Genomic DNA, 25,101 nt, shown 5'->3' with positions numbered 1-25,101 from the left:
CGGTGCTGCTCCCGCCACGTCACGGGCCGTTGCGGCCCGCCTCCCCCCACGGATCATTTCGACCCTGTCGACGCTCGGCATGGCCAGGTCCGATTCGTTCGACCGACCGATTTAAGCGCTATGCTGTCACGCCGCCAGGAGCGCCGCCCCGCCCCGGCGCTTGATCCATGTACCCCCAGGACCCTCCATGCCGGACACTGCTCCCCGCTCCGCTCGCCTCACCCCGCTGCTGGCCCTGCTCCCCTTCCTGCGCCCTTACGCGGGACGCTGGGCGCTGGCCTTCCTGGCCCTGGTGACCTCGGCCGGTGCGACGCTGGGGCTGCCGGTGGCGTTCCGCTACCTGATCGACCGCGGCTTCGCGAGCGGCGAGCGCGTGCATATCGACCGCTACTTCATCGCGCTGTTCGTGGTCTCGCTGATCCTCGCCGCCGCCACGGCCCTGCGCTTCTACTGGGTCTCCTGGCTCGGCGAGCGCGTCACGGCCGACCTGCGCCGCGCCGTGTACGACCACGTGATGCGCATGAGCCCGCAGTTCTTCGAGACCACCCAGACCGGCGAGGTGCTGTCGCGCCTCACCACCGACACCACCCTGATCCAGGCGGTCGTGGGCAGCAGCCTCTCGCTCGGCCTGCGCAACCTGCTGCTGGCGCTCGGCGGGGTGGCGATGCTGGTCACCACCAGCCCGGTGCTGTCGGCCTACATCATCGCCACCCTGGTCGTGGTGGTGGTGCCGATCGTCACCTTCGGGCGGCGCGTGCGCAAGCTCTCGCGCGCCAGCCAGGACAAGGTGGCCAATGCCAGCGCGCTGGCCGGCGAGGTACTCAACGCGATGCCGACGGTGCAGTCCTACACGCAGGAGGTCCACGAGGCGCAACGCTTCGGCGCGGCGGTGGAGAGCGCCTTCGATACCGCGCTCACGCGGATCCGGGCACGCGCCTCGCTGACCGCCGTGGTGATCGTGTTCGTGTTCGCCGCCATCGTGTTCGTGCTGTGGCTCGGCGCGCAGGCGGTGCTGGCCGGGCGCATGACGGCCGGCCAGCTCTCGCAGTTCATCCTCTATGCCGTGTTCACGGCCGGCGCGGTGGGCGCCATCGCCGAGGTATGGGGCGACCTGCAGCGCGCCGCCGGCGCCACCGAGCGGCTGCTGCAGTTGCTGGCGGCGCGCTCGCCGGTCGAGCAGGCCGCCGAGACGACGGCGCTGCCCGCGCGCGGCGCCGGCATCCGCTTCGACGCGATCGGCTTCTCCTATCCCTCGCGGCCGGGCGCCGCCACGCTGGCCGACTTCACGCTCGAGGTGCGTCCCGGCGAGCATGTCGCGCTGGTCGGGCCGTCGGGCGCGGGCAAGACCACCCTGTTCCAGTTGCTGCTGCGCTTCTACGATCCGCAGTCGGGCCGCATCCTGATCAACGGCGTGCCGACCAGCCAGGTGCCGCTGGTCGACTTGCGCCGGGCGATCGGCATCGTGCTGCAGGAATCGGTGATCTTCTCCGGCAGCGTGCTCGACAACATCCGCTACGGCCGGCCCGACGCGAGCCTGGCCGAGGTGCAGCGCGCCGCCGGCATGGCTGCCGCCGCCGGCTTCATCGAGCAGTTGCCGGAAGGCTATGACACCTTCCTCGGCGAGCGCGGCGTGCGCCTGTCCGGCGGGCAGCGCCAGCGCATCGCGATCGCGCGCGCGATCCTCAAGGATCCGCCGATCCTGCTGCTGGACGAGGCCACCAGCGCGCTCGACGCGGCCAGCGAGCGCCTGGTCCAGACCGCGCTGGACAACGCCGCGCAGAACCGCACCACCCTGGTGATCGCGCATCGGCTCGCCACGGTCCAGCAGGCCGACCGGATCGTGGTGCTCGACCACGGCCGCATCGTCGCCCAGGGCCGGCATGCCGAGTTGCTCCAGCACTCGCCGCTCTACGCGCAACTGGCGGCGCTGCAGTTCGGCGCGACGCCGCTGGACGGGAACCGCGAGCCACCGCCGGCCGAAACGGCGCCCGCATGAATCCACGGCGCCAATGCGCCCGGCGATTCAGGGCGTCTGGATCCCCCGCGCATTGACGCGGATCCGGTACAGCGAACTCGAGGCCGCGATGAACATCTCGTCGCGGTTCACGCCGCCGAAGGTCAGGTTGGCGACCTTCTCCGGCACCGGGATCAAGGCCAGCTTCGTGCCATCCGGATGAAACACCTGGATGCCGATCGCGCTGCTGGTGAACACCCAGCCCCGGCTGTCCAGGCGGAAGCCGTCGGCGAGCCCCTCGCCCTCGGCGATGGTGGCGAAGATGCGCGGCCTGACCAGCGAGCGCCCGTTCACCACCTCGAACACGCGGATGTTGTGGAAGCCCTTGTCCTCGTAGGGAACCATCGAGGTGTCCGACACGTAGAGCAGCGACTCGTCCGGCGAGAAGGCCAGCCCGTTCGGGCAGATCAGCAGGTCGGTCATCACGTCGAGGGTGCCGTCGCGCGGATCGAAGCGGAACACGTAGCGGCCCGGCAGCTCCTGCTCGGCCTGGTGGCCCTCGTAGTCGGACAGGATGCCGTAGGGCGGATCGCTGAACCAGATGGTGCCGTCGCGCTTGACCACCACGTCGTTGGGCGAATTGAGGCGGCGGCCGTGATAGTTGTCCACCACGATCTCGTCGTGCGTCTCGCCCAGGTCGCGCCCGAAGCGCGTGCGCACCAGCGCGCGCTGGCCATGCGAGCAATGCAGCAGGCTGCCGTCGGCCTCGCGGAAATGGCCGTTGGTGTATTCGACCTGGTCGCGCCACACGCTCGCGCCCGTCTCGGGATGCCAGCGCATCATGCGGTTGTTGGGGATGTCGCTCCACAGCACCGAGCCGTCCTCGTGCATCCACACCGCGCCCTCGGACCAGATGCAGCCGCTGGCCAGTTGCTCCAGCTTGGCGCCCGGCGCGAGCAGGTCGCGCGCACGTTCGTCGTAGATCTCAATGACTTCCTGTTTCATCGGCTTTCCTAGAGAGATTTGCGTTTTTCGGTCAGGGCCACCACCGCCACGATGATGATGCCGGTCAGCACGGTGCGCAGCCCGGCGCTGGCGCCGGCCGAATTCAGCAGCGCGACCAGCAGGAACATGAACAACGCCGCGCCCCACACGCCGCCCAGCGAGGCGCGTCCGCCCGACACCGAGGTGCCGCCGATCACCACCACCGCCACCGTCAGCAGCAGGTACTCGTTGCCCTGGTCCAGCGAATTGCCACCCGAGAAGGTCGCGATCAGGCAGCCGGTCAGCCCGGCCAGCGCGCCGCAGATCACGTAGGTCAGCCAGACGTGGAAATCGGTCCTGACGCCGGCCAGCCGCGCGGCATTGGTGTTCTGGCCGAGCGCGGCGAGCGCGCGGCCGTACAGCGTGCGCGTGAGCAGCAGCCAGACCAGCAGCGTGAGCGCGATCGCGAAGATCGAGAACAGCGGCAGCCAGGCGATGCGCGCCACCATCATCTGCGCCAGCAGCGCGGGCGGCGGCGTGCGCACGCCGCGCCCGTAGGCGATCGCGCAGGACAGCACGATCAGCGCGCTCGACAGCGTGGCGATGATGGGTGGAATCCGCAGGAAGCGGATCAGCACGAAGTTGAAGCCGCCCACCACCGCCCCCGACAGCAGCGCCACCGCGATGCCCGGCAGGATCATGCCGTTGGCGCCGTTCATCACGCTCATCGACAGCGCCCCCGACAGCGCGATCACCGAGGGAATCGACAGGTCGATGTTGCCGGGGCCGCTGGTGATCACCAGCATCTGCCCCAGCGAGACCAGCACGGTGAAGGTAGAGAAGCTCAGCGCGGTGCTCAGCAGCGGGCCCAGGCTCGGGCCGCCCTTGCCGGCGTTGAACAGGGCGGTGGCGACCAGCACCAGCGCGGTGGCGATCCAGGCGCTGAGCCAGTGCCGGCCGCCCGGCGCGCGCGGCATCTTGCGTTGCACGGTATTCATGCCGGCCTCCCCGGGCGCGCCACCACGGTGCGCAGGCTCAGGGCGACGATCAGGATCACGCCCTGCATCGCCACCTGCCAATCCGACGACACCTCGTAGAAGTTCAGGAACGAGGTGGCCAGGGTCATGCTGAGCGCGCCGAACACGCTGCCCAGCGCGAACACCTTGCCGCCGACGAATTCGCCGCCGCCCAGGATCACGCCGGCGATCGAGATCAGCGTGAAGCCGGAAGCCTGGTTGGCGTCCGCCGAGGTGGTCTGGCCCAGCATCAGCAGGCCGGCGACGATGCCGAACAGGCCCGCCAGCGCATACACGCCCATCCGGATCGCCAGCGCCGAATGACCGCTGCGCTGGATCACGCGCGGATTGCCGCCGAGGCCGCGCACGATGGTGCCGAACACGCTGACGTTGAAGATGAAATAGCCAATCAGCGCGCCGACGATGGCCACCAGCACCGGCAGCGGAATCAGCGGCGAATGCCAGGACAGCAGGTCGACCAGGGCCTGGGGCGCCTCGCCGCCGGGGCTGGGCACCAGCAGCAGCGCGCAGCCGAGCCAGACGAAGGACATGCCGAGCGTCACCACGATCGCCGACAGCCGGCGCAGCTCGATCAGCGCGCCGCACAGCGCGTAGGCGGCGATCGCCAGCAGGTAGAGCAGGATCGCGAGCCAGGGCGAGGACGGCAGCACGATCGCGCCGATCGCCGCGTTCATCGACACGAAAGGGCCGATCGACAGGTCCAGGTCGCCGATCGAGATGAACATCATCTGCGCGAGCGTGGCGAAGATCAGCGGGATCGCCGAGCCGAGCAGCAGGGTCAGCCCCATGTAGGACAGCGACATCGGCTGGTTCCTGACGATCAGCGCCAGCAGCACCACGAAGGTCAGGGCCGACAGCAGCCGCGACGCGGGAAAGTGAATGCGTTTCATGCGGCCGCCTTGAAGGAAAGACGCAGCACCTCGGCCTCGCTCAGCTCGTCGGCCGAGATCTCGCCGACGATTTCGCCCTCGTTCATCACGTAGATGCGGTCGCAGTGGTACAGCTCCTCGAACTCGGTGGTGTACCAGAGGAAGGTGCGCCCCTCGTCGGCCTGCGCGCGGACGATGCCGTAGACCTCGTGCTTGGTGCCGATGTCGACGCCGCGCATCGGGTCGTCCATCAGGATCACCGAGGCGTCGGTGCCGAGCGCGCGCGCGAACAGGATCTTCTGCTGGTTGCCGCCCGACAGCGAGTCGATCGGCAGGCTCGTGTCGGGCGTCTTCACCTTCAGCGTGTTCACCCACCGCGCCACGCGTCGCTCCTCCTCGTGAAACGAGATCAGGCCGCCGCGCACGCAGTCGCCGAGCCAGGACAGGCTCATGTTGCGCGCGATCGACCACAGCCCGAACACGCCGTCGCCCTGCCGGTCGCCGGCCACGAAGGCCGTGCGCGCCTGCCGCCGGTTGCCCTGCCGGTCGGCGCGGCCTTCGCGCAGCGCGTGGATCAGCTTGAGCAGGCGCGTCTGGCCGTGCCCGGCCAGGCCGGCGAGGCCCACCACCTCGCCCTCGAAGGCCTCCAGCGCGGCGCCGCGTTCGCCGAGCCGCGCCTTGATGCGCGGCACGCCCGAGGCGGCCGCCGCGCGGCTCGCGCGGGCGCCGCGCTCGACATGCCCGAGCTCGTGCCCCATCGCCGCGACCAGCCGCTCCACGCTGGTGTCGGCGGTCGCGCTCTCGTAGACGAGCCTGCCCTCGCGCATCACCACCACGCGGTCGCTGCGCTCCATCACCTCGTGCATCTTGTGCGAGATCAGGATGCAGATGCCGCCGCCCTGCACGAAGCTGCGCAGGTAGTCGAGCAGTTGCGTGGCCGAGTATTCGTCGAGCGAGGAGGTCGGCTCGTCGAGGATCACCAGCCTGAGCGGGTAGTCGCCCGGCGTGAAGGCCATCGCGATCTCAACCATCTGGCGCTTGGTGATGGGCAGCGATTCGATCAACTGGCCGGGCGCGAGGCCATGGCGCGGGAAGATCCGGTCGAGCGTCTCGATCAACTGCCGGCCGGCGGCCACGCGCCAGCGCAGGCCCTTGCTGCGCGCCGCGCGCAGGCGCATGTTCTCGGCCAGGCTCAGGTTCGGGCACAGCGACAGCTCCTGGAACACGCAGCGGATGCCGTGCCGCATCGCTTCGTGGGTGTTCCATTGCGGGCCGATCTGCTGGCCGTCCACGTACAGCGTGCCCGCGTCGTTGCGGAACACGCCGGCCAGGATGTTCATCAGGGTCGACTTGCCGGCGCCGTTGTGCCCCATCACCCCGACGCACTCGCCGGGATGGAACGACAGCGTGGCGGCGTCGAGCGCACGCACCACGCCGAAGGTCTTGCCCAATGCCTCGGTGCGGATGAATGCCGTTTGCGCAAGGGAAACCATGCGTTCTCCATTCGCTGGACCGGCGCCGCGCGCGGCGCGCGGCGCGCGCAGGCCGATCCTCGGTCGCGGACCGATCAGTTGGCGGCGTGCTGCCTGACGTAGTCGAGCACTTCCTGGCGCGTGAAGGTCTGGTCGTAGACGCCGCCCTTGGGCGTGGCCGCCAGCGATTTCTCCAGGTCGCCCTGCGAGACCACCGCGATCGGCAGGCTCACCTCCTTGGGCAGCTTGTTGCCGGCCAGCAGTTGCTGCGCGTACCAGAACGCGAAGGTCGCCACGCCCGGCACGATCGAGGCCGACTGCGTCTCGTAGCCGTTCTTGTCGTGCTCGCTCTTCCAGAGCGCCAGCTCGTCGTAGCGATTGCCCATGTAGATCACCGGCAGCTTGCGCCCCGCGTCGAGGAAGGCGCGCGCGGTGCCGGCGCCGTCGCCGCCCTGGGTGGTGACGGCCACCACCTCGGGCAGGGTCGGCAGCAGCCCGGCCACCGCCTTCTGCGCGACGGTCTGCGTGTAGTCGCCGTTGACCGAACCCACCACCTTGAATTCGGGGTATTGCTTGAGGCCGTCCGTGACGCCTTCGTGGATCTGGTTGTCCACCACGAAGCCGGCCAGCCCGCGCACCTCGAGCAGGTTGCCCTTGAGCTTGCGATTGTGGAAGTAGTCGAGCTCCATGCGGCCCATGCGCTTGAAGTCGATGCTGATGCGATAGGCGCAGGGCTCGGTGACGGTGCCGTCGAACGAGACCACCACGATGCCGGCGCTGCAGGCCTGCCTCACCGCGCCGTTGACGGCGGTCGGCGAGGCCGCGTCGATCACGATCGCCTGGTAGCCCTGGAGGATCAGGTTGCGGATCTGCTGGGATTGCTCGGTGGCCTGGTTCTGCACCGTGGTGAAGCTCGGCGCGGCCGCCACCTGCTTGTCGGCCACCGCCTGCTTGCTGACCTTGTCCCAATCCTGCAGCATCTGCTGGCGCCACGAATTGCTCGCGAACGAGTTCGAGAAGGCGATCTTCATGCTGCCGGTCGGCTTGCTCTGGGCCAGCGCAGCGCCGCCGACCAGCATTGCGCCCGCGCCGAACAGGCAGGCGGCCCATCGAGTCCTGTTGATTCCCATCGTCCGTCTCCGATATGTCGGGAAACGTGCGCGGGCCCGGTTCGATGCCCGCTCGTTTCCGCTTTGCTTGCGTTTCAGAACATGTTCAGCATCGCTCGTCATCGCCGCCCGACGAAGTCGGGTCGCCATGACGATCATGGACAGGAAGGTCGTTTGCCGCTGTCTCCACCATTTGCCCTTCCTGTCACGGCCATTCACCGTGGGGGCATCGCATCCGGCAAACTCGCGATCGAAACCGCATGCACGCGGTTTCGGTTGGACATCGATCGAGCATGAATCGGTTACCGGTATCCGATTTGATGAGCCGAATGTAGCATGGGGTCAATGTGCGGACAAGACGGGATTTGCATGGCAACTGGAGAATCTTTCCGAAAGGTCGGAAGCCGGCAGGCGCAAGCTTTCGGACTGCTAGGGACGGCACGCGAGACACGGCTGTTGTCCGACCTTGCTCGCGTCGCGGTGCTTCGCTCGCGGAGCACGCCTCGATGATCGCGGACGCCGATCGACGCGGCGAGACCGAACGGTCCGGCCCGGTGTCAAGCGCGGGCGAAAGCGGCCGGCGATGGCGCGCGGCCACCGCCTGGGGCCCCGGCCTGCTGGCCGCGATCGCCGATACCGACGCGGGCAACATCGTCGTCGCCGCGCAATGCGGCATGCAATGGGGCTACCGGCTGCTGCCCGTGGTGCTGCTCTCGATCCCGGTGCTCCATGTCGTGCAGGAACTCGCGGCGCGGCTCGGCATCACGACCGGCCATGGCCCTTGCGGGCTGATCGGCAAACACTTCGGGCGCGGCTGGGCGGTCCTGGCAGCCGCCATGCTCACACTGGTCACCGCCGCCACGCTGATCACCGAGCTGACGGCCGTGGCCGGCATCGGCGAGATCCATGGCGTGGCGCGAGGGATCAGCGTGGCCATGGCCGCTGCCCTGATGACGCTGCTGGTGCTGTCGCGATCCTGGCGGCGCGTGGAGCGAATCGCCCTGGCGATCGGCTCGCTCGAGCTGGCGTTCTTCTACCTGGCCTGGCGCAGCCATCCCGCGCTGGGCACGCTGGCCCGGCAGGCGATCGATTGGCATCCGGCCGGGCCTGGATTCGGCTGGGCGGCGGTGGCGCTGCTCGGCGCGATCTTCAGCCCGTCGATGGTCTTCTATCAACAATCGGCGATGACGGGACGGTTCCGGCGCTGGGACGCCCTGCGCCAGCAGCGCCGGGAAACCCTCGTCGGCGCGGTGCTGACGCAATTGCTGACCGGCGCGGTGCTGGTGGCCAGCGCGGCCGTCGCGCAAGGCACGGGCGGCAGTCGTCCGCTCGATTCGATCGCCGACATCAGCGCGATGCTGGCCTCGGCGCTGGGCCCGGTCGTCGGGCAGGCGGTGTTCGGCGCGGGCGTGCTGGCTGCCTCGATGGTGGCCGCGATCGTCGCCTCGCTGGCGATGCTGTCCGGTACCCGGGAATGTTTTGGACTCCACGGCAAACCGCGCAACCCGGCGCCGGTCGCGCTGTACCTGGCCTGCCTCGCGGCCTGCGCCTGGTTCGTATGGCGTGCCCCAGATCTAGTCTCGCTGACGATGGACATCCAGGTCGCGACGGCCCTGACGCTGCCCTTCATCTTCATCGCTTTTGCCCGGCTTGCAGTGATCGCCCTGCCGCCCGCCTTGCGGCTGTCGCGACCGAGACGGCTCGTGATCCTGACGATCCCCGCCCTGGCCTGCCTGCTGGCCGTGATGGCCTGCCTGGCGCCCGGCGATCAGCGACGCCCCGGCGCGTCCTCCGCCAGCTCGGCCTCCACGAAATCGATGAAGGCCCGCACCTTGGCATTGAGCGCGGCGCGCTCGGCCACGCAGGCGTAGATCTCCATCGGTTCGGATTCGGCCCAGGCCCGGCTGCGCGAGCGCGCCTCGAACAAGGGCAGCAGCTTGCCCGCGTCGATCAGCGGCTGCGCGACGAAGCTGGCGAGCCGCGCGATACCGCCGCCGCTGACGGCGATCTGCGCGAGCATGTCGATGTCGTCGCAGATGAAGGCCGGGTTCACGGCCGCCTCGAAACGCCGCCCGTCGCGCACGAAGCCCCATGGCAGGAAACGTCCGTCGGTCGGGTAGCGCAGCACCAGGCAGGCGTGTTCCTCGAGATCCTCGGGCGCGGCCGGCACGCCGGCGCGCGCCAGGTAGGCGGGCGAGGCGCAGAACACGAAGGGACGCGAGGCGATGCGCCGGGCCACCAGTCGCTCGTCGAGCTGCGCGGCGATTCGCAGGCTGAGATCGACGCCTTCGAGCCGGTGATCGATACGGCGGTCGGTGCTGATCAGCTCAACCGCGATGCGCGGATAGGCGGCCTGGAAGGCCGGCATCAGCGGCGCCAGCAGGTGGCGCCCGAAGGCGGCCGTGGTCGCCACGCAAAGCGGGCCGCGCGGCGCCAGCGCCTCGGTGGCCGCCGCCTGCGCCAGGTCGAGATCACGCGGGATATGGCGGACCTTCTCGTAGTAATGCGTGCCGCTTTCGGTCAGCGCCATGCTGCGCGTGGTGCGCGAGAGCAGGCGCACGCCGAGGTGGGCCTCGAGGCGCGCCAGGTTCTGGCTCACGGCCGCCGCGCTCATGCCGAGCGCGCGCGCCGCCGCCGCGATGCTGCCGTTCTCCACCACGCGGATGTAGCAATGGATCAGGCCGAGGAGATTGATCGCCATGCGCTTGTCGTCCCGGGAATCGATTCGTAATTTTCCCTTACGGATGAATCCGCCACAAGCCGGCTAGTGGCGCTGCCGCGCGCTTGCTACGCTGGCGCTTCCCTGAAACCCGACACGACGAGACCGCTTCGATGATGCCCGGCACGACTCCCGACATTGCACCCAAGACCTATCGCTACCGCTTCCCCCGCCGTTCGACGCCCTACGTGTTCGCGCTCTACATGGCGACCATCATGGCCTTCCTGATGTGCCTGGTGATCACTTTCGCCGAATTCGGCCTGGACGCGCATTACATGGAAAACGTGAAGAATGCCTATCGGGTGGCGATGCCCTCGGCCTTCGTCTGCGTGCTGATCGTGAGGCCGCTGGTGGCGCGGCTGGTGGCCTGGACCGTGCATCCGCATTGAGGCGGCACCCCTCGCCCGATATCCCGTCCCATCAGCCGCTGCTGGCATAATTCGCCTGCAACCGCGCAATATCGATGGGACGTGACGAGACATGAACAGACAGGAAATGGGCGATCGAATCGCCGCTCGCCTCAGGCAGCATCTCGAGGCCTCGCGCCGGCAATGGCAGGCATCCATGCCGCTCAATCATTTCCACGTCGACGAGATACTGCCCGACGAAGTGGTGATGCGGATACGCGAGGCGTTCCCGGCCTCCTCGTCGATGATGCTGCGCAAGAGCCTGCGCGAGTTGAAATACGTCACGTCGCAGATGAACGAGCATGCCCCGTTGCTGGAGGAAATCACCTTCGCGTTCCAGCAGCCGGCGGTGGTCGAGGTGATCACCGAGATCACCGGCCTGCGCTCGCTGCAACCGGACGAGCATCTCTATGCCGGCGGCATCTCGATGATGGGGCACGGCCACTTCCTCAATCCGCACCTGGACAATTCGCACGACAAGGACCGGCAGCGCTACCGCGTGCTCAATCTGCTCTATTACGTTTCACCGGACTGGACCCTCGAAAAGGGCGGCAATCTCGAACTCTGGCCGAACGGCACCAAGGCCGAGCCGGTGACCGTGGTGAGTCGCTTCAACCGGCTGGCCGTGATGGTGACGAACCAGTATTCATGGCACTCGGTCTCGAAGAATCTCAGCGGCGAGGCACGCTGCTGTGTCTCGAACTACTACTTCTCCGATCATCCGGTCGGCGACGACGACTACTTCCACCCGACCTCGTTCCGCGGCCGCCCCGACGAGCCGCTGCGCGACGTGGTGCTGCAAGCCGATGCGGCCCTGCGCGGAATGGTACGCGCGGTGGTGCCCAAGGGCGTGGCCAGGACCAAGCACGTCTACAAGAAAGACTGACGCTCCCGGGCGATGGCCGCGATGGTTTTCATACCATCGCGGCCATCGCGAACGCGGCGCGCCGCAACGCCGCGATACCCGGGCTCAGGCCGCCTTGCCGCGATAGAGCCCGATGATCGAGGAGAAGTCCAGCCCGCCCGAACCCGCGGCGCTGTGCGCCTGGTACAACTGCTGCGCGAGCGAGCCGAGAAAGGCCGGCTGCCGTACCGACTTCGCGGCCTCGGTGGCGAGCCCCAGGTCCTTCAGCATCAGGTCGGTGCCGAAACCACCGGTATAAGCGCGCGAGGCCGGCGCCGTCTCCACCACGCCCGGGAACGGGTTGTAGGTGTCCGAGCTCCAGCAGCGCCCGGTCGAACGGTCGACGATGCCGGCCAGCACCTTCGGATCGATGCCGAGCGCCTCGCCCAGCGCCATCGCCTCCGAGACGCCCGCCATGCTGATGCCGAGGATCAGGTTGTTGCAGATCTTCGCCACCTGCCCCATCGACACGCCGCCGCAATCGATGATGTTGCGGCCCATCGCCGCCAGCAGCGGCTTGAGCGCCTCGAACTGCGCCCCTTGCGCGCCGACCATGAAGGTCAGCGTGCCGGCCGCCGCGCCGCCCGTGCCGCCCGATACCGGCGCGTCGACGAAGCGGTTGCCGCGCGCCTCGGCCGCCTGCGCCATGGCCTTGACGGTGGCCGGGTCGATCGTGCTGCAGTCGACGATCGTCACGCCCGGCGCGATGCCGGCCAGCACCCCGTCCTCGGCGCCGATCACGTGCCGCACGTGGGCCGCCGCCGGCAGCATGGTGATCACGCATTCGACGTCGCCGGCCGCTTCGCGGGGCGAGCCCGCGGCGCGCGCGCCGGCATCGACCAGCGCCTGGACCGCCGCCGCGTCGAGGTCGAACACGCGCAGCGCGTGCCCGGCCTTCAGCAGGTTGCGCGCCATCGGCGCGCCCATGTTGCCGAGCCCGATGAATCCGATCTTCATGATGTGCCTTCCTCGTGCCGGGCTCAGCGCAGGCTGATGGTGGTGTTGACGCCGTCGTTGACGGTGGCGTCGTCGAACCAGCGCGCGGTGACGGTCTTGGTCTGCGTGTAGAACTGCACCACCTGCTTGCCGTAGGGGCCGAGGTCGCCGAGCTTGGAGCCGCGCGAGCCGGTGAAGCTGAAGTACGGTACCGGCACCGGGATCGGGATGTTGATGCCGACCTGGCCGATGTCGATCTCGCTCTGGAACTTGCGCGCCGCCGCCCCGCTCTGCGTGAACAGGCCCACGCCGTTGCCGAACGGATTGGCGTTGACCAGGGCGATGGCCTCGTCGAGCGTGTCGACCGCGATCACCGCCAGCACCGGCCCGAAGATCTCCTCGGTATAGATGCGCATGTCGGTCTTCACGTCGGCGAACAGCGTCGGCCCGATGAAGTTGCCGGCCTCGTAGCCGGGCACCTTCACGTCACGGCCGTCGAGCAGCAGGCTCGCGCCCTCGCTCACGCCGGATTCGATCAGCTCCAGAATGCGCGCCTTGGCCGCCTTCGAGACCACCGGCCCGACATCGGTGCCGGCCTCGTGCCCGGCGTTCACCTTCAGCGTGCGCGCCTTGGCGGCCAGGTCGTGCACCCAGTCGCGCGCCGCGCCCACCAGCACCACCACCGAGGTGGCCATGCAGCGCTGGCCGGCCGCGCCGAAGCCGGCGCCCGCCAGCGCGTTGAGGGTCTGCTCGCGATTCGCGTCGGGCAGCACCACCGCGTGGTTCTTGGCGCCCATCATCGACTGCGCGCGCTTGCCGTGCTCGCTGGCGAGCCGGTAGACGTGCGTGCCCACGCCGGTCGAGCCGACGAAGGACACCGCCTTCACGTGCCGGTGCGTGCAGAGCGCATCGACCGCCTGCTTGCCGCCGTGCACCACGTTGAGCACGCCCTTGGGCACGCCGGCCTCGATCGCCAGCCGGACCAGCTCCATGGTCGACAGCGGATCCTGCTCGGAGGGCTTCAGCACGAAGGTGTTGCCGCAGACGATCGCCATCGGGAACATCCACAGCGGGATCATCGCCGGGAAGTTGAACGGCGTGATGCCGGCACATACGCCGATCGGCTGGCGCAGCGTGTAGGTGTCGACGCTGCCGGCCACGTTCTCGGCGAACTCGCCCAGTTGCAGCGTGCCGATCGAGCAGGCGTGCTCGACCACCTCGAGACCGCGGAAGATGTCGCCCTCGGCATCGGGCAGGGTCTTGCCCTGCTCGGCCGTCAGCACCTTCGCGATGCGCGGCATGTGCTCGCGCACCAGCGCCTGGAAACGCAGCATCACGCGCACGCGGGCGCCCAGCGGCGTGTTCTTCCAGCTCGCGAAGGCCGCCTGCGCGGCCTCGATCGCCGCGTCGATCTCCTCGGCCGTGGCGAAGGGCACGCGCGCCAGCACCTGCTGCGTGGCCGGGTTGACGATATCGCGCCATTGCGTGCTGCGCGATTCGACGAACTCGCCGTCGATCAGCAGGGGCACGGTCTGCACGGCTGCTACGGGTTCCTGAATGACTGCGTTCATGCTCGACTCTCTCGGGTTGTCGGCGCGTCGGTTCGCGCCGGATGAGGGTTGTGCCGGGCCGGTCCGCGCCGGCCGCGGCACGCTTATTCCTTGCCGTCGCGCAGGCAGGCGGCGCAGGCCAGCGCGATCACGCCCAGCGCGATCATGTAGGCCACCACGTAGCGCGGGTCGCCCGCGCCCATCGCCAGCAGCGCGGTGGCGATCATCGGCGCGATGCCGCCGCCGAGCACGCCGGCGGCCTGCACGGACACCGAAATACCGCTGTAGCGCACCTGCGGCGGGAACTGCGCGGCGAAGAACTGCGATTCGGGCGCGTAGAGGATCGGGAACACCACGCCGACGCCGAGCACCATCGCCCACCAGACCGTCACCGCGTGGCGCGTTTCCAGCATCAGGAAGAACGGCGCCGAGAACAGACACATCAGCACCAGGCCGATCATGAACAGGCGCTTCTGCCCGACGAAATCGCTGACATAACCGGCCAGCGGCATGGTGACGATCGACAGTGCCGCGCCGGCCGTGATCGCGTGCAGGATCTGCGGCTTGGGAATCGCCAGCTGGTTGGCGGCATAGGACAGCGCGAAGGCCACCACCAGGTAGAACCAGGTGTTCTCGGCGGTGCGCGCGCCAATGATCGCCAGCAGCGCGCGCGGATGGCGCGCGATCACCGTCACCACCGGCGACTTCACGCGCGCGTCGTCCTGCTTGAGCCGCTCGAAATCGGGCGACTCGGGCACCCGCGCGCGGATGTACCAGCCCACCACCAGCAGCACGAAGCTGGCCAGGAAGGGCACGCGCCAGCCCCAGGACAGCAGTGCCGGCTCGGGCAGGGTCGCGACCACCGCCATCGCGCTGGACGAGAGGATCAGGCCGAAGCCCACGCCGGTCTGCGGCAGGCTGCCGAACAGGCCCTTCTTGCCCGGCGGCGCGTGCTCGACCGCCATCAGCGCCGCCCCGCCCCACTCGCCGCCCACCGCCATGCCCTGGATGAAGCGCATCGCCACCAGCAGCCCCGCCGCCCAGTAGCCGATGCTCTGGAACGAGGGAATCAGGCCGATCGCCATGCTGGGGATGCCCATCATCAGCAGGGTGGCCATCAGCATCGACTTGCGGCCGATGCGGTCGCCGAAATGCCCGAACACGATGCCGCCCATCGGCCGGCCGATGAAGCCCACGCCGTAGGTGGCGAAGGCGGCCATGGTGCCGAGCAGCGGGTCCAGCGTCGGGAAGAAGATCTTGTTGAACACCAGCGCGGCGGCGGTGCCGTAGAGGAAGAAGTCGTACCACTCGATGGTGGTACCCGCCATGCTGGCCCAGCCAGCCACGACGTAGTCCTTCGCGGTCCGGCGCGTGGCCGGTGGCGCCGCGACGGCGCTCGAATGCAGGTCCATGGTGTCTCCGGTGTTGTTGTCCAATCAGGGGAATCCCTATTGGGCGTCGCACTTGGCGGCGACGTCCGGCCGAGTATAGTTCTTTGATTTTCCACACGAAATAACGCTAAAAGCCCATCCGTTATGCAAAAATCCACAAGCGAAATGCGTCGGATCAATTGGGACGACCTGCGCTATTTCCTGGCGGTAGCGCGGCTGCAGACGGCCAGCGCGGCGGCCAGGCGGCTCGGCGTCGATCACACCACGGTGGCGCGCCGCGTGCGCGAGCTGGAAGCGTCGCTGGAGGCGGTGCTGTTCGAGAAATCGCGGGCGGGGGGCTTCGTGCTGACCTCGGAAGGCCAGCGCCTGCTGGCCTATGCCGACGAGATCGAGACTGCCGTGCAGTCGGCCAGCGAGCAGTTCAAGGGCGGCGCGAACCTGCTCTCGGGGCATGTGCGGATCGGCTCGACCGAGGGTTTCGGCTCCTTCTTCCTGGCGCCGCAACTGGCCCACTTCGCGCGCGCGCATCCGGAGATCTCGATCGACCTGCTGCCGGTGCCGCACTTCGTCAGCCTGTCCAAGCGCGAGGCCGACATCGCGATCCTGCTGGAGCGGCCCGAGCGCGGCCAGTACGTGCACACCAAGCTGTGCGACTACCGGCTCCAGCTCTACGGCACGCGCGACTACCTGCGGCGCCACCCGGTCTCGCCGCGGCTGGCCGATCTACGCGAGCACGCCTTCCTCAACTACGTCGCCGACCTGGTGTTCAGCCCCGAGCTGCTCTACCTGGAGCGGACCATCCCGGGCGCCGGGGCCAACCTGTCGACCACCAGCATCGTCGCGCAATACCACGCGGCCCTGCAGGGCACGGCACTGGCCATCCTGCCCTGCTTCATGGCCGCGCCCGACGAACGGCTGGTGCCTGTGTTCCCGGGCGAGGTGGCGATCACGCGCCACTTCTGGCTGTGCTGCCGCGAGGACATCCGCAACCTGCGGCGCATCTCGGCGCTGTGGGACTTCCTGCGCGAGTCCGCCGTGCTGAACCGCGAGTTCCTGCTCGGGGAGGCGCCGGCGATGCGCTTCGCGACGCTGTGAGCAGCGTTCAGCGAGTTGCGTGTGCCATCGGCCGGCTCGGTTGATGCAAGGTTGGCGCCATCGCATCGGTCGAGGCCACCGACGTCGCCGAAGCCATTGACTTCACCTCGACGGTGGCCGCCGCCATCGCCTCGCGCGTCATCGACAGGCCCGCCACCAGCTCCGCCATGCGCTCGGCCGCCGACACCACGCCGTGGATCTTGCCGACGCCCTGCCCCGCATAGAGCGACAGCTTCTCGGCCATGCGCGGCTTGTCGATCGCGCGCGCGCCGCCGCCCATGAAGCGCAGCAGGTTCCAGCGGTCGCGATTCGGGATCACGCGATGCGGCGTGCCGTATTTCCATCCGTAGGAATAGCCGGTGCGGTACTCGGTATCGTCGACGCCGGCCTCGACGATCTTCTGCCGGTACAGCGGATGCGCGTTCGATTCGTGGGTCGCCACGAAGGCCGTGCCGACCAGCACGCCGGCGGCGCCGAGATCCATCGCGGTGCGCACGTCCTCGCGCGTGACGATGCCGCCGGCGGCCAGCACCGGCCGGCCGCCGGCGATCTCCACGATGGCCGGCAGCAGCGAGAGCAGGCCGACCGTGCCGCGGTTGAGATGGCCGCCACTCTCGCTACCCTGCGCCACCAGGATGTCGGCGCCGTGCCGGATCGCCAGGCGCGCCAGCGCGACGGTGCCGACCTGCACCATCACCAGCATGCCGGCCGCCTTGGCGCGCTCGATCATGGCGGGATAGTCCTCTGCGTAGAACAGCGAGAGCAGGCGCGGGCGCTCCTCGAGCAGCACGCGGAACTGCGCCTCGAACACCTCGGGGCCGCCGAACGAGGGCACCAGGTTGACGCCGAACGGCGCGTCGGTCAGCGCGCGCGTCTCGCGGATCCACTGGCGCAGCAGGCGCGGCGGCAGGCGCAGGCCGCCCAGCGTGCCCATCCCGCCCGCCTTGGCCACCGCGGCCACCAGCGCGGGCCCGGAGATCGCCGCCATGCCGGCCAGGAACACCGGGTGGGACACGCCGCAGAGATCGGCCAGGCGCGGGCCGGGAGGATTGGCTTCGAACGGAATCATGATCAGAGCTCCACGTGTTTGCCGAGCATGCGGCGCAAGGCGTCGTTGCGCAGTACGAAGTGATTCTTGAGGGCGCCGAACACATGCAGGGCCAGGCCGGCGAAAAAGGCGGTGGCCCCGATCCTCAGCAGCCAGTCGAGCACCGCGTGAACGCCCGCGCTGGCGGCGAACGGCAGCGGCAGCGCCCAGCCGCCCGGCAGGACGCTCGCCTCGCCCGCCGCCGCGCGCGTCAGCCAGAGCGCGAGCGGCAGCAGCGCCATCGCCAGCGCGAGCGCCACCGCCACGCCGCGGCTGGCGATCAGCTCGACCGGATTCGGCGTGCCCACCGGCAGCGGATGCCAGGCACCGAGGCGCTGCCGCAGACGGTAGATCGACACCAGGAACAGCAGCAGGCCGAGCAGGTTCTGCCAGCGCGCGAGTTCGCCCTGCAGCGACGCGTCGATGGCTTGCCAGCGCGCCAGGCCGAGCAGCACGATCGCCAGCAGCAGCGCGGCGACCAGCCAGTGCAGGACCAGGGTGATGGGTGAAAAGGCGAGGCCGTTGTCGCGAATCTGCATGTGCGTCTCCTGAGGGGATGACGATGCCGGCACACGGCCGGCGCGCTCGGATGCGAGGCTCGGCGCCGCGGCGGGGGATCTCGTCTCCATGCTCGTCTGCGTTCGATGCGGAAAGGAATCTCACGGTCCGACGCGGGCGCGGCCGCGGTGGCAGGACACGCCGATGGCATCGGTATCCAGACGATAGGTCGATCGCGCTGCCGCTACAAACGATCGTTTCTGATAGCGGCAATCGAATCTGGAGATAGCGCGCAGCCGGGCGCCACCCCACCCGTCATGGGGTTTTTCCATTCTCCAAATAAAAATAATTATCATTTGCATCTTGGAACGAAAACGCCACCTGGCGAGGAGAGCGCCATGCAGACCACCATCGTCGAAGCCGAACCGTCCCGCCCCGACCACGACGCGCTGGCGCGCTGGCGCCGCTCGATCACCTGGGGCAACCGCGCCTTCGACGAGCGCGACTATCCGAGCGCGATCGCCCATTACGACGCGGCGGTCTCGACGGCCGAATCGATGTACGGCCGCCTCGACGACGCCGAGGCCGGCACGGCCGCCTGGGTGGTGGCCCATCACAACCTCGCGGATACCTACGAGCGGCTGGGGCGCGACTGCGACCAATGCCGCCATCTGTGCGCCGCGCATGCGCGCCTGTGCGACACCATGAACCGAGGCGGCCTGCCGATCCGCTGGCAAGCCGCCGCCCAGCGGCATTGCCGCCGCACCTATGCCGAGCTCACCCATTTCGCGGCGCGCCATCCCGACGACGAGGCCGCCCGCGAAGCCTGCCAGCTCGGCGCGGCCGGCGCCACCCAGGGGCTGCCGCGCCAATGACCTTCCCGCGGCGCGCCGTGCGCGGCCGCGCCGCCGTCCCGCATCCATCCAACGGAGCCTTCGATGCCCTACGCCCTGCCCCCGCTGCCCTATGCCTATGACGCGCTCGAGCCGCATATCGACGCGCAGACCATGGAGATCCACTACACCCGGCATCACCAGACCTACGTGAACAACGTCAACGCCGCGCTGGAAGGCGCGGGCCTGCCCTTCCCGCCGGTCGAGGAACTGGTCGCCGGCATCGAATCGCTGCCCGAGGCGGTGCGCGGCGCGGTGCGCAACAACGGCGGCGGCCATGCCAACCACAGCCTGTTCTGGAGCGTGATGACGCCCGGCGGCGGCGGCCAGCCGCAAGGCCGGCTCGGCACCGCGATCGACGCCGACCTGGGCAGCTTCGATTCGTTCAAGGACGCCTTCACCAAGGCCGCGCTGACGCGCTTCGGCAGCGGCTGGGCCTGGCTCAGCGTGACCCCGCAGAAGAAGCTGGTGGTGGAGAGCAGCGGCAACCAGGACAGCCCGCTGATGCACGGCAATACGCCGATCCTCGGCCTCGACGTCTGGGAGCACGCCTACTACCTGAAGTACCAGAACCGCCGGCCGGAATACATCGCGGCCTTCTACCAGGTGATCAACTGGCCCGAGGTCGCGCGCCGCCACGAAGCGGCGCTGGCCGCGCTGGGCTGATCACGCACCGCTGGCGCCTGGCACGTCGCGCCGGTCCGCGCCGCCGCGCTCCGGTTCGCGACCGGGACGCGGCGCTTGCCATGCCTGGCTGGATGTTGTATGTAATCCAAATCATCCAGACAGCATCGCACCCATGAGAAAGTCCAGACAGGAAGCGGCCGAAACCCGCCAGCGCATCGTCGAGGCCGCCTCGCGGCGGTTTCGCGAGAACGGCATCGAGAACACCGCGCTGGCCGACCTGATGGCCGAGGCCGGCCTCACGCACGGCGGCTTCTACAAGCACTTCGCCTCGAAGGACCAGGTGGTGGTGGAATCGCTGCAACTGGCCACCGAGAACGCCCGCAACACCATGTCGGCCACCCTGGAAGGCGCGCCTGGCAAGCGCGGCGTAAATGCCACCATCGACAACTACCTGTCCAAGACGCACCTGGGCAATGCCTGCGACGACTGCGCCTTCGTCTCGCTGGCCAGCGAGCTCGCGCGCGGCAGCGAGGAAGTGCGCGAGGCCACCTCAGCCGGGGTGGTCGCGCTGATCGAGCTGTTCGCGCGCCACCTCACCGACCTGACGCCGGCCGCGGCCCGCAAGCGAGCCTCCGTGATCGTCTCGACCATGATCGGCGCGCTGACGGTCGCGCGGCTCGTCAACGACGACGCACTCGCGGCATCGGTGCTGCGCGAGGCGCGCAAGGCGCTCCAGCAGTAGGCTGGCCGCCGGCCGTTCAGCCGGCCGGCTTCGCGACCGAGGCCAGCGTGTTGGTCGACACCGGCGAGCGCATCGCGGCGGGCGGCAACGAGGCCGCGGCAGCCTGCGAGGCCGCCGTGCTCGCCGCCCCGGCCACCCCCGTCGCCCATCCCCCGCCCAGGGCACGGAACACCGACACGGCCGCCCGCGCCGAATCGGCACGCGTGGCGTCGAGATCGTCGCGTGCGCTGAGCAGTTGCCGGTCGGCGTCGAGCACGTCGGTCAGCGTGATCGCGCCGGCCTTGTAGGCCCGCTCCGACAGATCCCGCGCCCGCGTGAGCGACTTCACCTCGGCATCGAGCTCGGCCTGCCGCAACTGCGTCTGGCTCAGCGCCACGAAGGCGTTCTCGACATCCTCGGCGGCCTTCAGCACGGTCTGCCGATAACTGGCCAGCGCCTCGGCGTTCGCGCCGCGCGCCGAGGCCACCTCGGCGTCCACCTTGCCGAAATCGAACAGCCGCCAGCGCAGCCCGGCCGTCACGCCCGGCTGGAACGCGCGCGCCGTGAACAACTGCCCCGCGCTGATGCTGTCGAAGCCCAGCAGACCCGAGATCGACAGCTTCGGGTAGTAGTCCGACAGCGCCGCGCCGATGCGCTCGTTGGAAGCCGCCAGGCGTCGCTCGGCCGCGATCACGTCGGGGCGATGACGCAGCACGTCGGTGGGCGTGGCGCTCGCGTCCACCGAGGGAATCCCCGGGATCTCGCCGGGCAGCGCCAACTGGCTCGCATAGGTGCCCGGCTGCGCGCCCATCAGGATGTCGAGCCGGTTCAACTGCGCGACCAGGTTGGTCTGCAAGGTCGGCACCAGCGCGCGGGCCTGCCGCAGCAAGGCATCGGCCTGCGCGATCTCGCGCTCGTCGGCGGCCCCCGCGCGACGGCGCGCCTTCACCAGTTCGAGCAGGTGCGCATCGGTCTTCACCTGGTCGTTGGCGACCGCGAGCCGGGCCTGGTAGCCACGCACCTGCAGATAGGCATCGGCCGCGTCGGCGGCCACCGTCACGCGCGTGCCGAGCCGATCCGCCTCGGCCGCCTGTGCCTCGTTGGCCGCCGCGGCCGCGTTGCGGCGCAGCCCGCCCGCGAGATCGATCTCCCAGCTCGCCGCCGCGCCCAGCGTGTATTCGCGCTGGTTGCGGTCGTAGCCGGGGAAGGACTTGGCCAGCGAGCCGGTCGGGCTCAGCTCGCTCTGGTGCTGCTCGCTGGCCGAGCCGTCCAGGTCGAAGGTCGGCAGCAGCTCGGCGCCGGCCGCCGAGGCGGCGGCGCGAGCCTGCCGAACCCGCGCGAAGGCGGCAGCCAGGTCGAGGTTCTGCGCCAGCGCGCGATCGACGATCGACACCAGCATCGGATCCTGGAACCCGGTCCACCAGGTATCGAGCGAGGGCGCCGGCGCGGCGGCCGCGCCCTGCGCTTGCGACGCCGCCGATGTCGAAGCCGGCACGTGCTGGAACGGCGCCAGCTCCGCCGCGGGCGGCTTGTAGTCGGGGCCGACCGCGCAGCCGGCCAGCGCGAACACGAAGGCGCAGGCCGCGGCGAGTGCCGGGATACTGGCCGGAAGACGCGCGACGCCGACGCTCGCGCATGCGCCCGCCTCGGCGGAGGATGTCATCGACTTCATCATGCTTGCTCCTCGCGACCTTGCCAGGCCTCTTTCTTCTTCAGGCCGAAGCGGCGGATGAACACATAGAACGCCGGGGTGAACAGCAGGCCGAAGCCCGTCACGCCCAGCATGCCGAACAGCACGGCGGTGCCCAGCGACTGCCGCATCTCGGCGCCCGCGCCGGTGGCCACCGCCAGCGGCGCGACGCCGAGGATGAAGGCGAACGAGGTCATCAGGATCGGGCGCAGGCGCGTGCGGGCCGCGTGCACGGCGGCCTCGGCCGCGTCGGATCCTTCCTCCTCCTTCTGCCGCGCGAACTCGACGATCAGGATCGCGTTCTTGGCGGCCAACCCCACCAGCACCACGAAGCCGATCTGCGCCAGGATGTCGATCGGCATGCCGCGCAGCGACAGCCCCGTGACCGAGGCCAGGATGCACATCGGCACGATCAGCACGATCGCCAGCGGCAGCTTCCAGCTCTCGTACTGGGCGACCAGCACCAGGAACACGAACAGCGCGGCGGCGCCGAACACCACCAGGGTAGGCGTGCCCTTTTGCTGCTGCTGGTAGGCCAGGTCGGTCCACTCGAAGGAAATGCCCTGCGGCAGCACCTCGTGGGCGAGCTCCTCCATGCGATGCAGCGCGGTGCCGGTGGCCACGCCCGGCGCGGCGGCACCCTGCACCTCGGCGGCCGGATAGAGGTCGTAGCGCGGCACGCGATACGGGATCGTGCGGTCCTCGAAGGTGGCCACCGAGCCGATCGGCACCATCTCGCCGGCCTGGTTGCGGGTCTTCAGGCGCGAGATGTCCTCGCCGCTGCGGCGGAAGCTGTCGTCGGCCTGCACGATCACCTCGTAGGTCCGGCCCAGGTAGTTGAAGTCGTTCACGTACTGCGAGCCCAGGTAGACCTGCAGCGTCGAGAACACGTCGGTGGGCGTGACGCCCAGCTTCTGCGCCTTGACGCGGTCGATGTCGGCGAACACCGAGGGCGAACCCGCGTTGTAGAGCGTGAACACGCCGGCGAAATGCGGATCCTTGTTGGCCGCCGCCACCAGCGACTTGGCCGCCTTGACCAGCGCGTCGGGCCCCAGGCCCGCGCGATCCTCCAGCATCAGCTTGAAGCCGCCCGCGCTGCCCAGGCCCTGCACCGGCGGCGGCGGGATGGTCAGCACATAGGCGTCCTTGATCACCGACAAACGCTTGCGCAGGTCGGCCAGCACGGTCTCGGCGGTCACGCCCGGCAGCGAGTGGTTGTAGAGCGAGGGCAGGCCCGTGAACACCGTGCCCGAGTTCGAGGCGACCGTCAGCGTGGTCGCGTCGAGCCCGACGAAGGGCGCGGCATGTTCGATGCCGCGCGTGGACAGCGCGATGTCGGTGACCTGGCGCACCACCTGCTCGGTGCGCTCCAGCGACGCGCCCGGCGGCAACTGGATCACGGTGATCAGGTAGCCCTGGTCCTGCTCGGGGATGAAGCCGGTGGGCGTGCGCGAGAACTCGATGCCCGCCACCGCGATCAGCGCGACGTAGACCGCCAGCACCACGGCCAGGCCGCGCACCAGGCGGCGCGTGACGTTGCCGTAGCCGAACGAGATCCGTTCGAAGCCGCGATTGAAGCGCGCGAAACCGGCATCGAGGAAGCGCGCGACGCGTCCGCCACCGCCAGCCTCGTGGCCGTGGTGCGACTTGAACAGCACCGCGCACAGCGCCGGGCTCAGCGTCAGCGAGACGAAGCAGGAGATCACCGTCGAGGCCGCGATGGTCACCGCGAACTGCCGGAAGAACAGGCCCGAGATGCCGCTCAGGAAGGCCGAGGGCACGAACACCGCGCACAGCGTCAGCGCGATCGACAGCAGCGCGCCGCCCACCTCGTCCATGGTGCGGTGCGCCGCCTCGACGGCCGACATGCCGGCGCGCATGTTTCGCTCGACGTTCTCCACCACCACGATCGCGTCGTCGACCACGATCCCCACCGCCAACACCAGCCCGAACAGCGAGAGGTTGTTCAGCGAGATGCCGAAGGTCGCCAGCACGATGAAGGAGCCCAGCAGCGAGACCGGGATCGCCACCACCGGGATGATGGTGGCGCGCCAGTTCTGCAGGAACACGAACACCACGCCCACCACCAGCAGGATCGCCACGAAGATGGTGGTGATCACCTCGTCCACCGACTTGCCGATGAAGATGGTCGGGTCGTAGATGATCTGGTAGTCGACGCCGGCCGGGAACTCCTTCTTGAGCCCTTCCATGGCCGCCAGCACCTCGTGCTCGACGGCCAGCGAGTTCGCGCCGGGCTCGGCGTAGATCAGCATCGCGGTGGCGTCGTCGCGGTCCTTGAACGAGGTCGCGCCGTAGTCGGCCGCGCCCACCTCGACGCGCCCGATATCGCGCAGGTGCGTGACCCGCCCCTGCGGGTCCGACTTCAGCACGATGTCGCCGAACTGCTCGGGCGTGGCCAGCCGGCCCAGCGCCTCGACGTTGATCTGGTAGGCCGCGCCGCGCGCCACCGGCGGCTGGTTCAGGATCCCGGCCGAGACCTGCACGTTCTGCGCGCGCAGCGCGGCCAATATCTCGCTGGCGGTCAGGTCGTGCGCGGCGGCGCGATCGGGGTCGATCCAGATGCGCATCGCGTATTCGCGCGCGCCCTGGATCTGCACGTCGCCCACGCCCTGCAGGCGCGCCAGCGTGTCCTTCACGTGCAGGGTTGCGTAGTTCGACAGGTAGAGCGTGTCGTGCGAGTGGTTCGGCGAATACAGATGCACCGCCAGCAGGATGCTCGGCGTCGACTTGCGCACCTGCACGCCAAGCCGCTGCACGTCCTCGGGCAGGCGCGGCAGCGCGTCCTGCACGCGGTTCTGGGTGAGCATCTGCGCGACGTTCAGGTCGGTGCCGATGCGGAACGTGACGGTCACCGTGAGCTGGCCGTTGCCGGTCGACTGGCTGCTCATGTAGAGCATGTTCTCGACGCCGTTGATCTGCTGCTCGAGCGGCGTGGCCACGGTGCGCGCGATGGTGTCGGCCGAGGCGCCGGGATAGGAGGTCGTGACCTGCACGGTGGGCGGCACGATCTCCGGATACTGCGCGACCGGCAGCACGAACATCGCACCCAGGCCGATCAGCGTCAGGAAGGCGCTGACCACCGTGGCGAAGCGTGGGCGGTCGATGAAGAAATGAGCGATACGCATGGAATCGGCGCT

The 25,101-nt window shown here is 69.2% G+C and carries 21 protein-coding genes; 8 read left to right on the top strand and 13 right to left on the bottom strand.

Annotated features, from left to right (window positions below; all coding sequences use genetic code 11):
• Window positions 1–187: 187 nt before the first annotated feature.
• On the top strand, window positions 188–1,996 hold the full coding sequence (locus BM43_RS30360; RefSeq protein WP_036051986.1) for an ABC transporter transmembrane domain-containing protein: 1,809 nt from the start codon (window positions 188–190) through the stop codon (window positions 1,994–1,996).
• Window positions 1,997–2,023: 27 nt separating this feature from the next.
• Here the strand turns inward: BM43_RS30360 and BM43_RS30355 are convergent, their stop codons facing one another.
• The 5 genes from BM43_RS30355 to BM43_RS30335 form a co-directional block, all read right to left on the bottom strand.
• Entirely contained in the window at window positions 2,024–2,959 is a 936-nt protein-coding gene (locus BM43_RS30355) for an SMP-30/gluconolactonase/LRE family protein (protein ID WP_036051987.1), read from the bottom strand.
• An 8-nt stretch (window positions 2,960–2,967) separates the two neighbouring features.
• Window positions 2,968–3,936: an ABC transporter permease gene (locus BM43_RS30350; RefSeq protein ID WP_080742029.1), complete on the bottom strand. Its 969-nt coding sequence runs from the start codon at window positions 3,934–3,936 to the stop codon at window positions 2,968–2,970.
• Window positions 3,933–4,865 (bottom strand): ABC transporter permease, encoded by a 933-nt coding sequence (locus tag BM43_RS30345; protein WP_013697416.1) that lies wholly within the window; start codon window positions 4,863–4,865, stop codon window positions 3,933–3,935. The genes BM43_RS30350 and BM43_RS30345 overlap by 4 nt, the downstream gene beginning before the upstream one ends.
• Complete coding sequence (locus BM43_RS30340; RefSeq protein ID WP_036051989.1) at window positions 4,862–6,337, bottom strand: sugar ABC transporter ATP-binding protein; 1,476 nt, start codon at window positions 6,335–6,337, stop codon at window positions 4,862–4,864. Before BM43_RS30340 ends, BM43_RS30345 begins: the two co-directional genes overlap by 4 nt.
• A gap of 74 nt (window positions 6,338–6,411) precedes the next feature.
• Window positions 6,412–7,446, bottom strand: a complete 1,035-nt coding sequence (locus tag BM43_RS30335; RefSeq protein WP_036051990.1) for an ABC transporter substrate-binding protein — start codon at window positions 7,444–7,446, stop codon at window positions 6,412–6,414.
• A gap of 485 nt (window positions 7,447–7,931) precedes the next feature.
• On the opposite strand from BM43_RS30335, the gene BM43_RS30330 reads away from it, so the two are divergent.
• On the top strand, window positions 7,932–9,296 hold the full coding sequence (locus tag BM43_RS30330; RefSeq protein ID WP_052409124.1) for an NRAMP family divalent metal transporter: 1,365 nt from the start codon (window positions 7,932–7,934) through the stop codon (window positions 9,294–9,296).
• On the opposite strand, the gene BM43_RS30325 is transcribed toward BM43_RS30330, so the two are convergent.
• Window positions 9,194–10,126 carry a LysR family transcriptional regulator gene (locus BM43_RS30325; protein ID WP_080742028.1) on the bottom strand — a complete coding sequence of 311 codons (933 nt, stop codon included), beginning with the start codon at window positions 10,124–10,126 and terminating at the stop codon, window positions 9,194–9,196. The two genes, BM43_RS30330 and BM43_RS30325, sit on opposite strands and share 103 nt — an antisense overlap.
• A 131-nt stretch (window positions 10,127–10,257) precedes the next feature.
• Here BM43_RS30325 and BM43_RS30320 point away from each other — a divergent pair, with 131 nt between their 5' ends.
• Both BM43_RS30320 and BM43_RS30315 read left to right on the top strand, forming a co-directional pair.
• Window positions 10,258–10,533 (top strand): DUF2798 domain-containing protein, encoded by a 276-nt coding sequence (locus BM43_RS30320; protein ID WP_036051993.1) that lies wholly within the window; start codon window positions 10,258–10,260, stop codon window positions 10,531–10,533.
• Between the two features lie 91 nt (window positions 10,534–10,624).
• Window positions 10,625–11,437: a 2OG-Fe(II) oxygenase gene (locus BM43_RS30315; protein ID WP_036051994.1), complete on the top strand. Its 813-nt coding sequence runs from the start codon at window positions 10,625–10,627 to the stop codon at window positions 11,435–11,437.
• Window positions 11,438–11,521: 84 nt separating this feature from the next.
• Here the strand turns inward: BM43_RS30315 and mmsB are convergent, their stop codons facing one another.
• The 3 genes from mmsB to BM43_RS30300 form a co-directional block, all read right to left on the bottom strand.
• Window positions 11,522–12,439 (bottom strand): 3-hydroxyisobutyrate dehydrogenase, encoded by a 918-nt coding sequence (gene mmsB / locus BM43_RS30310; RefSeq protein ID WP_230676339.1) that lies wholly within the window; start codon window positions 12,437–12,439, stop codon window positions 11,522–11,524.
• On the bottom strand, window positions 12,436–13,962 hold the full coding sequence (locus BM43_RS30305; protein ID WP_036051996.1) for a CoA-acylating methylmalonate-semialdehyde dehydrogenase: 1,527 nt from the start codon (window positions 13,960–13,962) through the stop codon (window positions 12,436–12,438). The genes mmsB and BM43_RS30305 overlap by 4 nt, the downstream gene beginning before the upstream one ends.
• 83 nt (window positions 13,963–14,045) lie before the next feature.
• The gene (locus BM43_RS30300) at window positions 14,046–15,353 is read right to left on the bottom strand and encodes an MFS transporter (RefSeq protein ID WP_025099613.1); all 1,308 of its coding nucleotides are present in this window, start codon (window positions 15,351–15,353) and stop codon (window positions 14,046–14,048) included.
• A gap of 123 nt (window positions 15,354–15,476) precedes the next feature.
• On the opposite strand from BM43_RS30300, the gene BM43_RS30295 reads away from it, so the two are divergent.
• The gene (locus tag BM43_RS30295; RefSeq protein ID WP_036051997.1) at window positions 15,477–16,427 is read left to right on the top strand and encodes a LysR family transcriptional regulator; all 951 of its coding nucleotides are present in this window, start codon (window positions 15,477–15,479) and stop codon (window positions 16,425–16,427) included.
• A gap of 7 nt (window positions 16,428–16,434) precedes the next feature.
• Here the strand turns inward: BM43_RS30295 and BM43_RS30290 are convergent, their stop codons facing one another.
• Together BM43_RS30290 and BM43_RS30285 are read right to left on the bottom strand one after the other, a co-directional pair.
• On the bottom strand, window positions 16,435–17,496 hold the full coding sequence (locus BM43_RS30290) for an NAD(P)H-dependent flavin oxidoreductase (RefSeq protein WP_080742027.1): 1,062 nt from the start codon (window positions 17,494–17,496) through the stop codon (window positions 16,435–16,437).
• 2 nt (window positions 17,497–17,498) lie between these two features.
• On the bottom strand, window positions 17,499–18,053 hold the full coding sequence (locus BM43_RS30285) for a cytochrome b/b6 domain-containing protein (protein WP_036051999.1): 555 nt from the start codon (window positions 18,051–18,053) through the stop codon (window positions 17,499–17,501).
• 357 nt (window positions 18,054–18,410) lie between these two features.
• On the opposite strand from BM43_RS30285, the gene BM43_RS30280 reads away from it, so the two are divergent.
• The 3 genes from BM43_RS30280 to BM43_RS30270 all read left to right on the top strand — a co-directional run bounded on the left by BM43_RS30280 (window position 18,411) and on the right by BM43_RS30270 (window position 20,274).
• Window positions 18,411–18,887 carry a hypothetical protein gene (locus tag BM43_RS30280; protein WP_036052000.1) on the top strand — a complete coding sequence of 159 codons (477 nt, stop codon included), beginning with the start codon at window positions 18,411–18,413 and terminating at the stop codon, window positions 18,885–18,887.
• Between the two features lie 63 nt (window positions 18,888–18,950).
• Window positions 18,951–19,571, top strand: a complete 621-nt coding sequence (locus BM43_RS30275; RefSeq protein WP_025099618.1) for a superoxide dismutase — start codon at window positions 18,951–18,953, stop codon at window positions 19,569–19,571.
• Window positions 19,572–19,704: 133 nt separating this feature from the next.
• Window positions 19,705–20,274: a TetR/AcrR family transcriptional regulator gene (locus BM43_RS30270; protein ID WP_036052001.1), complete on the top strand. Its 570-nt coding sequence runs from the start codon at window positions 19,705–19,707 to the stop codon at window positions 20,272–20,274.
• A gap of 16 nt (window positions 20,275–20,290) precedes the next feature.
• On the opposite strand, the gene BM43_RS30265 is transcribed toward BM43_RS30270, so the two are convergent.
• Both BM43_RS30265 and BM43_RS30260 read right to left on the bottom strand, forming a co-directional pair.
• Entirely contained in the window at window positions 20,291–21,916 is a 1,626-nt protein-coding gene (locus BM43_RS30265; RefSeq protein ID WP_232484008.1) for an efflux transporter outer membrane subunit, read from the bottom strand.
• Between the two features lie 8 nt (window positions 21,917–21,924).
• The gene (locus BM43_RS30260; protein WP_036052005.1) at window positions 21,925–25,089 is read right to left on the bottom strand and encodes an efflux RND transporter permease subunit; all 3,165 of its coding nucleotides are present in this window, start codon (window positions 25,087–25,089) and stop codon (window positions 21,925–21,927) included.
• Between the last annotated feature and the right edge of the window lie 12 nt (window positions 25,090–25,101).

The organism is Burkholderia gladioli (assembly GCF_000959725.1).
Classification (GTDB): domain Bacteria; phylum Pseudomonadota; class Gammaproteobacteria; order Burkholderiales; family Burkholderiaceae; genus Burkholderia; species Burkholderia gladioli.
Note: the sequence above shows the minus strand (reverse complement) of the source record. Positions and strands in the feature narration are given on the sequence as shown.

Excerpts from the sequence above, each read along its gene's own strand:
- BM43_RS30360 (WP_036051986.1), top strand. The coding sequence starts at position 188 with ATGCCGGACACTGCTCCCCGCTCCGCTCGCCTCACCCCGCTGCTGGCC.
- BM43_RS30355 (WP_036051987.1), bottom strand. The coding sequence starts at position 2,959 with ATGAAACAGGAAGTCATTGAGATCTACGACGAACGTGCGCGCGACCTG.
- BM43_RS30350 (WP_080742029.1), bottom strand. The coding sequence starts at position 3,936 with ATGAATACCGTGCAACGCAAGATGCCGCGCGCGCCGGGCGGCCGGCAC.
- BM43_RS30345 (WP_013697416.1), bottom strand. The coding sequence starts at position 4,865 with ATGAAACGCATTCACTTTCCCGCGTCGCGGCTGCTGTCGGCCCTGACC.
- BM43_RS30340 (WP_036051989.1), bottom strand. The coding sequence starts at position 6,337 with ATGGTTTCCCTTGCGCAAACGGCATTCATCCGCACCGAGGCATTGGGC.
- BM43_RS30335 (WP_036051990.1), bottom strand. The coding sequence starts at position 7,446 with ATGGGAATCAACAGGACTCGATGGGCCGCCTGCCTGTTCGGCGCGGGC.
- BM43_RS30330 (WP_052409124.1), top strand. The coding sequence starts at position 7,932 with ATGATCGCGGACGCCGATCGACGCGGCGAGACCGAACGGTCCGGCCCG.
- BM43_RS30325 (WP_080742028.1), bottom strand. The coding sequence starts at position 10,126 with ATGGCGATCAATCTCCTCGGCCTGATCCATTGCTACATCCGCGTGGTG.
- BM43_RS30320 (WP_036051993.1), top strand. The coding sequence starts at position 10,258 with ATGATGCCCGGCACGACTCCCGACATTGCACCCAAGACCTATCGCTAC.
- BM43_RS30315 (WP_036051994.1), top strand. The coding sequence starts at position 10,625 with ATGAACAGACAGGAAATGGGCGATCGAATCGCCGCTCGCCTCAGGCAG.
- BM43_RS30305 (WP_036051996.1), bottom strand. The coding sequence starts at position 13,962 with ATGAACGCAGTCATTCAGGAACCCGTAGCAGCCGTGCAGACCGTGCCC.
- BM43_RS30300 (WP_025099613.1), bottom strand. The coding sequence starts at position 15,353 with ATGGACCTGCATTCGAGCGCCGTCGCGGCGCCACCGGCCACGCGCCGG.
- BM43_RS30295 (WP_036051997.1), top strand. The coding sequence starts at position 15,477 with ATGCAAAAATCCACAAGCGAAATGCGTCGGATCAATTGGGACGACCTG.
- BM43_RS30290 (WP_080742027.1), bottom strand. The coding sequence starts at position 17,496 with ATGATTCCGTTCGAAGCCAATCCTCCCGGCCCGCGCCTGGCCGATCTC.
- BM43_RS30285 (WP_036051999.1), bottom strand. The coding sequence starts at position 18,053 with ATGCAGATTCGCGACAACGGCCTCGCCTTTTCACCCATCACCCTGGTC.
- BM43_RS30280 (WP_036052000.1), top strand. The coding sequence starts at position 18,411 with ATGCAGACCACCATCGTCGAAGCCGAACCGTCCCGCCCCGACCACGAC.
- BM43_RS30275 (WP_025099618.1), top strand. The coding sequence starts at position 18,951 with ATGCCCTACGCCCTGCCCCCGCTGCCCTATGCCTATGACGCGCTCGAG.
- BM43_RS30270 (WP_036052001.1), top strand. The coding sequence starts at position 19,705 with ATGAGAAAGTCCAGACAGGAAGCGGCCGAAACCCGCCAGCGCATCGTC.
- BM43_RS30265 (WP_232484008.1), bottom strand. The coding sequence starts at position 21,916 with ATGACATCCTCCGCCGAGGCGGGCGCATGCGCGAGCGTCGGCGTCGCG.
- BM43_RS30260 (WP_036052005.1), bottom strand. The coding sequence starts at position 25,089 with ATGCGTATCGCTCATTTCTTCATCGACCGCCCACGCTTCGCCACGGTG.